The organism is Hydrotalea sp. AMD, assembly GCF_004100315.1.
In the GTDB taxonomy this organism is placed as follows: Bacteria; Bacteroidota; Bacteroidia; order Chitinophagales; family Chitinophagaceae; genus Hydrotalea; species Hydrotalea flava.
On the sequence record NZ_SCKY01000110.1, the window covers coordinates 1 to 674 of the forward strand.

1 protein-coding gene is annotated in these 674 nt (G+C 35.2%); it reads left to right on the forward strand.

Features of this window, described 5'->3' with window-relative positions:
- The coding region (locus EO766_RS18340) for a helix-turn-helix transcriptional regulator (protein WP_218332191.1) at positions 1-591 on the forward strand (591 nt) is incomplete at its 5' end.
- Positions 592-674: the final 83 nt, after the last annotated feature.

Here is a 674-nt window from a genome sequence, read left to right on the forward strand (position 1 = left end):
ATTGCTTTGTTTAACAACGCGGTACATTTTTTACAGCAACTTCATTTTGCCAAACCGTTGCCCCATTTCATTGTGTTGGGTTTGCCATCCAAAAAAATAGAATCATTAACATTAATAGAATTTATTTGTACACATTATTCGGGCTTAACCGTTTTGCTACTAGTACCTGAAGTGGGCATAAAACAGGTGAAAGATGCGGTAGCCCTCGGTGTTAGCAGTGTGGTAATGTTAAATAGTATACCACAAGAATTACCGAAAGCCATAGCAGCATTATTGAATCATCAACCTTATTTTTCTGAACAATTGGGCATTACTGCCGATGTACGTAAGTTGCTTAGAGAAGAACGTTGGGCTGAGCAATTGAATATGAAAAGCCTTCGTTTAACGGCCACCGAGCGTTCTATTATTAGTTTATTACCCGGCACGTTAAGCTATAAAGAAATAGGCCTTATTTTAAACAAAGAAGAAAAAACTATAGAAGTATATATACAACGCATATGTAAAAAGCTAAACATAGAAGGAGGTCGGATGGGATTGCTGATTTATTGTATCAGTAGAAAGTTCATTCGAATTGGGGATACATCTCTTTAAAACTGATATAGTTTTAACTTACTGCTAATTTAAAAATTGTAGGGCTTCCCCTACACATACTATTCAAAAATTGTTTATATTTT